This is a genomic window from Pseudomonas sp. KK4 (assembly GCF_001984065.1).
In the GTDB taxonomy this organism is placed as follows: Bacteria; Pseudomonadota; Gammaproteobacteria; order Pseudomonadales; family Pseudomonadaceae; genus Aquipseudomonas.
In genome coordinates this window covers 24,068-30,662 of sequence record NZ_LYVP01000061.1, presented here as the reverse complement: position 1 = coordinate 30,662, position 6,595 = coordinate 24,068, and the positions used below count along the sequence as shown (strand labels likewise).

The window sequence follows — 6,595 nt, the reverse complement described above, 5'->3', positions numbered from 1 at the left end:
TCGTTCTTTAAAAATTTGGGTATGTGATAGAAAGATAGACTGGACGTTACTTTCACTGGTAACGGATCAGGCTAAGGTAAAATTTGTGAGTTGCTCTTAGAGCAATGCGAATTTTCGGCGAATGTCGTCTTCACAGTATAACCAGATTGCTTGGGGTTATATGGTCAAGTGAAGAAGCGCATACGGTGGATGCCTTGGCAGTCAGAGGCGATGAAAGACGTGGTAGCCTGCGAAAAGCTTCGGGGAGTCGGCAAACAGACTTTGATCCGGAGATGTCTGAATGGGGGAACCCAGCCATCATAAGATGGTTATCTTAAGCTGAATACATAGGCTTAAGAGGCGAACCAGGGGAACTGAAACATCTAAGTACCCTGAGGAAAAGAAATCAACCGAGATTCCCTTAGTAGTGGCGAGCGAACGGGGACTAGCCCTTAAGTGGCTTTGAGATTAGCGGAACGCTCTGGAAAGTGCGGCCATAGTGGGTGATAGCCCTGTACGCGAAAATCTCTTGGTCATGAAATCGAGTAGGACGGAGCACGAGAAACTTTGTCTGAATATGGGGGGACCATCCTCCAAGGCTAAATACTACTGACTGACCGATAGTGAACTAGTACCGTGAGGGAAAGGCGAAAAGAACCCCGGAGAGGGGAGTGAAATAGATCCTGAAACCGTATGCGTACAAGCAGTGGGAGCCCACTTTGTTGGGTGACTGCGTACCTTTTGTATAATGGGTCAGCGACTTATTTTCAGTGGCGAGCTTAACCGAATAGGGGAGGCGTAGCGAAAGCGAGTCTTAATAGGGCGTCTAGTCGCTGGGAATAGACCCGAAACCGGGCGATCTATCCATGGGCAGGTTGAAGGTTAGGTAACACTGACTGGAGGACCGAACCGACTACCGTTGAAAAGTTAGCGGATGACCTGTGGATCGGAGTGAAAGGCTAATCAAGCTCGGAGATAGCTGGTTCTCCTCGAAAGCTATTTAGGTAGCGCCTCATGTATCACTGTAGGGGGTAGAGCACTGTTTCGGCTAGGGGGTCATCCCGACTTACCAAACCGATGCAAACTCCGAATACCTACAAGTGCCGAGCATGGGAGACACACGGCGGGTGCTAACGTCCGTCGTGAAAAGGGAAACAACCCAGACCGTCAGCTAAGGTCCCAAAGTTATGGTTAAGTGGGAAACGATGTGGGAAGGCTTAGACAGCTAGGAGGTTGGCTTAGAAGCAGCCACCCTTTAAAGAAAGCGTAATAGCTCACTAGTCGAGTCGGCCTGCGCGGAAGATGTAACGGGGCTCAAACCATACACCGAAGCTACGGGTATCACTTAGGTGATGCGGTAGAGGAGCGTTCTGTAAGCCTGTGAAGGTGAGTTGAGAAGCTTGCTGGAGGTATCAGAAGTGCGAATGCTGACATGAGTAACGACAATGGGTGTGAAAAACACCCACGCCGAAAGACCAAGGTTTCCTGCGCAACGTTAATCGACGCAGGGTTAGTCGGTCCCTAAGGCGAGGCTGAAAAGCGTAGTCGATGGAAAACAGGTTAATATTCCTGTACTTCTGGTTATTGCGATGGAGGGACGGAGAAGGCTAGGCCAGCTTGGCGTTGGTTGTCCAAGTTTAAGGTGGTAGGCTGAGATCTTAGGTAAATCCGGGATCTTAAGGCCGAGAGCTGATGACGAGTTACCCTCTGGGTGACGAAGTGGTTGATGCCATGCTTCCAAGAAAAGCTTCTAAGCTTCAGGTAACCAGGAACCGTACCCCAAACCGACACAGGTGGTTGGGTAGAGAATACCAAGGCGCTTGAGAGAACTCGGGTGAAGGAACTAGGCAAAATGGCACCGTAACTTCGGGAGAAGGTGCGCCGGTGAGGGTGAAGCACTTGCTGCGTAAGCCCACGCCGGTCGAAGATACCAGGCCGCTGCGACTGTTTATTAAAAACACAGCACTCTGCAAACACGAAAGTGGACGTATAGGGTGTGACGCCTGCCCGGTGCCGGAAGGTTAATTGATGGGGTTAGCTAACGCGAAGCTCTTGATCGAAGCCCCGGTAAACGGCGGCCGTAACTATAACGGTCCTAAGGTAGCGAAATTCCTTGTCGGGTAAGTTCCGACCTGCACGAATGGCGTAACGATGGCGGCGCTGTCTCCACCCGAGACTCAGTGAAATTGAAATCGCTGTGAAGATGCAGTGTATCCGCGGCTAGACGGAAAGACCCCGTGAACCTTTACTATAGCTTTGCACTGGACTTTGAATTTGCTTGTGTAGGATAGGTGGGAGGCTTTGAAGCGTGGACGCCAGTTCGCGTGGAGCCATCCTTGAAATACCACCCTGGCAACTTTGAGGTTCTAACTCAGGTCCGTTATCCGGATCGAGGACAGTGTATGGTGGGTAGTTTGACTGGGGCGGTCTCCTCCTAAAGAGTAACGGAGGAGTACGAAGGTGCGCTCAGACCGGTCGGAAATCGGTCGTAGAGTATAAAGGCAAAAGCGCGCTTGACTGCGAGACAGACACGTCGAGCAGGTACGAAAGTAGGTCTTAGTGATCCGGTGGTTCTGTATGGAAGGGCCATCGCTCAACGGATAAAAGGTACTCCGGGGATAACAGGCTGATACCGCCCAAGAGTTCATATCGACGGCGGTGTTTGGCACCTCGATGTCGGCTCATCACATCCTGGGGCTGAAGCCGGTCCCAAGGGTATGGCTGTTCGCCATTTAAAGTGGTACGCGAGCTGGGTTTAGAACGTCGTGAGACAGTTCGGTCCCTATCTGCCGTGGACGTTTGAGATTTGAGAGGGGCTGCTCCTAGTACGAGAGGACCGGAGTGGACGAACCTCTGGTGTTCCGGTTGTCACGCCAGTGGCATTGCCGGGTAGCTATGTTCGGAATAGATAACCGCTGAAAGCATCTAAGCGGGAAACTAGCCTCAAGATGAGATCTCACTGGAACCTTGAGTTCCCTGAAGGGCCGTCGAAGACTACGACGTTGATAGGTCGGGTGTGTAAGCGCTGTGAGGCGTTGAGCTAACCGATACTAATTGCCCGTGAGGCTTGACCATATAACACCCAAGCAATTTGCTTGCTTCGAGCTGAAAAGCGAAAGAGCACCAGATTGCGGTGTGTGAAGACGCACGATCCGAAAGTTCGCAAACACACAAAGCTGTCACATACCCGATTCGCTGGGACGTCGCAAGACGCACCGGCTCAAGAATTTCTTGACGACCATAGAGCATTGGAACCACCTGATCCCATCCCGAACTCAGAAGTGAAACGATGCATCGCCGATGGTAGTGTGGGGTTTCCCCATGTGAGAGTAGGTCATCGTCAAGAGATTAAATTCCGAAACCCCAATTGCGAAAGCAGTTGGGGTTTTGTTTATCCGCAGAAAAAACCACCGACGAAAAAAAGACAGCCTGTTGGCTGCCCTCTTTTCTCCCAATGCCTCAATGAAACTTTGGCAGCACGTGCTCCGCAATCTCCTCGATAATCTCCTCGACCGGCCTTTCACTGCGACGCAGATGCAAACCAACATGCTGCACGCCTGCCTCCCGCAGGGCCTGGAGTTCATCAATCAGGGCCAACCGGCCACAGCTGCCACCGAAGTGAATACGACGCATCGGTGCATGGTGATTTGCAGCCAGATCCAGATGCACAAAGCTGATGTAAGGCTTACTGCCACCCACCTCCCGCCACAACCCTACTCGACGACGATGTTCTTCCGGCGTGCCGGGGTAGGCGAGCCACCCGTCCATGTGCTGACCTATCCACGCTGGAGACTGCTGGCCCAGGCCCGCGACCAATAATGGCGCCGATTGATCGCGCTCAGGCAGCAGACGAGCGCCTTCGGGCAAACGACCATCACCCTGGCTACGCAGCAACTCAACGGTTTCGCGAAACATTTCACCGCGCCGATCGTAGTTCACACCAAACAATGGGTACTCCATCGGACGGTCACCGCTGGCAACGCCAAGCAGCAGACGCCCATCACTCAACTCATCGACACTATTGGCCGACTTGAGGGTCAGCCAGGGCTGACGCAGTGGAAGCACAACCGCCGCCGTACCGAGCATGATGTTCTGCGTGATCCCCGCCAGGTAACCCAGGTATGAAAAAGTCTCGAATACCTGCGCTGCATCACCGAAGTGAGGGTCATACACCGGCACGTCACGAACCCACAAAGCGCGAAAGCCGGACTGGTCGGCCAATCGCGCCATGGCTGCATGCTGTTTCAGATCGGGGACCCCAAAAGGGCGGTTCTCGGCAACCCGTCGTCGCTGACCATCGCTGGACCAATCATTATCAAGCGGCAGTTCCAGGCCGATGGAAAATCCATTCGAACCGAGCAATCGTTGAAAGCGTGGATGCATGAAGAGACTCCAGAGGGAATGACATGCACCCAGTATCAACAGCCCAAACAGCAAGAAAAATGCATGAGTCGGAATATCAATCTTGCGTAAAAGGCACGAATTCACCGGCCATATGAAAAACTCTTCATCCCTTCAAGTATGCCGTCAGGAGAAAACGCACAAAGTGACCGGACGGTTTTTGTTATGGTGCAGCTCGATTTTCGAGGGCTGATTTCGGTGCCGCAAGGGCCAAAAAATCAGTACCGTTGTTCAAAGAGTTGCCATAAATATGCCCGAACCGATACCGATCAAAGACCACGAAAAAGAAACACGCCTGGTCAACAAGAGGCTGATGGCCTGCGCCTTGTTCGTAGTCGCCATTACCTGCGCGCTGGTCGTGCGCATGTATTTCCTGCAAGTGGTCGAGTTCGATTATCACTCCACGATCTCTGAAAACAACCGCGTCCATGTCTTGCCCATCCCTCCTACTCGTGGCCTGATCTATGACCGCAACGGTGTGGTACTGGCGGATAACCAACCCAGCTACAACCTGACCATCACCCGCGAACGGGCTACGGACGTCAAGCAGGAGCTGGACGAAGTGGTCAACCTGCTGCACCTGCCCGCTGAAGATCGCGCCTTGTTCGACAAGGCCATGAAACAGGCAAGGCACCCCTTCGTTCCAGTGACGTTGTTCTACGAATTGACCGAAGAACAGATCGCAGTGCTCGCCGTCAATGAATTCCGCCTGCCAGGCCTCGATGTCGAGCCACAGTTCGTGCGCCACTACCCACTGGCTGAGCACTTCGCCCATTCCATCGGCTACGTCGGACGCATCAACGAGAAAGAATCCAAAATCCTCGACTCGGTCGAGTACCGCGGCACGCAATCGATCGGCAAGACCGGGATCGAGAAATTCTACGAATCGGAACTGCACGGCCATGTGGGCTACGAGGAAGTCGAAACCAACGCCCAGGGCCGTGTTCTGCGAGTGCTCAAGCACACTGACCCGATCCCGGGCAAAAACATCGTCCTGAGCCTCGACGTCAAACTTCAGGAAGCAGCCGAGCAAGCCTTGGGTGATCGTCGCGGCTCGGTGGTCGCCCTCGATCCTTCGACCGGTGAAGTGCTGGCCATGGTCAGCAAACCGAGCTTCGACCCCAACCTGTTCGTCACCGGTATCGGCTTCAAGGAATATGCGGCACTGAAGGACTCCATCGACCGGCCGCTGTTCAATCGCGTGTTGCGCGGTCTCTACGCCCCGGGTTCGACCATCAAGCCGGAAGTGGCGATTGCCGGTCTCGACGCCGGCGTCGTTACACCGCAAACCCGTGTGTTCGATCCGGGCTACTACCAACTCCCGGACTACGACCACAAATACCGAAACTGGAACCACAGCGGCGATGGCTGGGTGGACATGGACGCGGCGATCATGCGCTCCAACGATACCTACTTCTACGACCTCGCCCATAAGCTGGGCATCGACCGCCTGCACGACTACATGGCGATGTTCGGCCTCGGTGAGAAAGTGTCCCTGGACATGTACGAGGAGTCGGCAGGCTTGATGCCATCCCAGGCCTGGAAACGCGCTACCCGCCGTCAGGCCTGGTTCCCGGGGGAGACGGTGATCCTTGGCATCGGCCAGGGCTACATGCAGGTCACTCCCTTGCAGCTGGCTCAAGCCACGGCACTGATCGCCAACAAGGGCGTGTGGAATCGTCCGCATCTTGCACAGACCGTAGATGGCGTCGCACCCGTGGACGAGCACCCGATGCCGAACATTCTCCTCAAGGACCCTCGGGACTGGGAGCAGGTCAACCACGGCATGCAGATGGTGATGCACGATGCCCGCGGCATCGCCCGGGCGGCAGCAGTGGGCGCGCAGTACCGTATCGCCGGCAAGAGCGGCACCGCGCAAGTGGTGGCGATCAAGCAGGGCGAACGTTACAACCGCGAAAAGACCCGCGAACGTAATCGCGACAATGCCTTGTTCGTCGGTTTCGCCCCGGCCGAACACCCCAAGATCGTGATCTCGGTGATGATCGAAAACGGCGAGGCAGGTGGCCGTGTCGCAGGCCCGGTGGTGCGGCAAATCATGGACGCCTGGCTGCTCGATCAGGACGGGCACCTGAAACCGCAATACGCCGTGCCGAGCAAGGCCCCGGGCGATCCCCACGTCTAACGCTCATGCCCCTCAGCGGCATCACAGGGCTGAATCAGAAATAGAGGGTCAGCCCGATCAGGAGCAAGTCAT

Annotated in this window: 2 protein-coding genes and 2 rRNA genes; 3 read left to right on the top strand and 1 reads right to left on the bottom strand. The window is 54.7% G+C overall.

Features of this window, described 5'->3' with window-relative positions; all coding sequences use genetic code 11:
• Positions 1 to 162 precede the first annotated feature (162 nt).
• Together B0W55_RS19295 and rrf are read left to right on the top strand one after the other, a co-directional pair.
• A 23S ribosomal RNA gene (locus B0W55_RS19295) occupies positions 163 to 3,054 on the top strand.
• 155 nt (positions 3,055 to 3,209) lie between these two features.
• Positions 3,210 to 3,325 (top strand): 5S ribosomal RNA (gene rrf, locus B0W55_RS19290).
• A 113-nt stretch (positions 3,326 to 3,438) separates the two neighbouring features.
• Here rrf and B0W55_RS19285 read toward each other — a convergent pair.
• Complete coding sequence (locus B0W55_RS19285) at positions 3,439 to 4,362, bottom strand: TIGR03571 family LLM class oxidoreductase (protein WP_077047510.1); 924 nt, start codon at positions 4,360 to 4,362, stop codon at positions 3,439 to 3,441.
• Positions 4,363 to 4,630: 268 nt separating this feature from the next.
• Between B0W55_RS19285 and mrdA the strand changes: the two genes are divergently transcribed.
• Positions 4,631 to 6,523, top strand: coding sequence for a penicillin-binding protein 2 (gene mrdA, locus B0W55_RS19280; protein ID WP_077047509.1), 1,893 nt, complete (start codon positions 4,631 to 4,633; stop codon positions 6,521 to 6,523).
• The last annotated feature ends 72 nt before the right edge of the window (positions 6,524 to 6,595 follow it).

What these genes read in the sequence shown, in the direction of transcription:
- mrdA (WP_077047509.1), top strand. Translation starts at nt 4,631, where the DNA reads ATGCCCGAACCGATACCGATCAAAGACCACGAAAAAGAAACACGCCTG.
- B0W55_RS19285 (WP_077047510.1), bottom strand. Translation starts at nt 4,362, where the DNA reads ATGCATCCACGCTTTCAACGATTGCTCGGTTCGAATGGATTTTCCATC.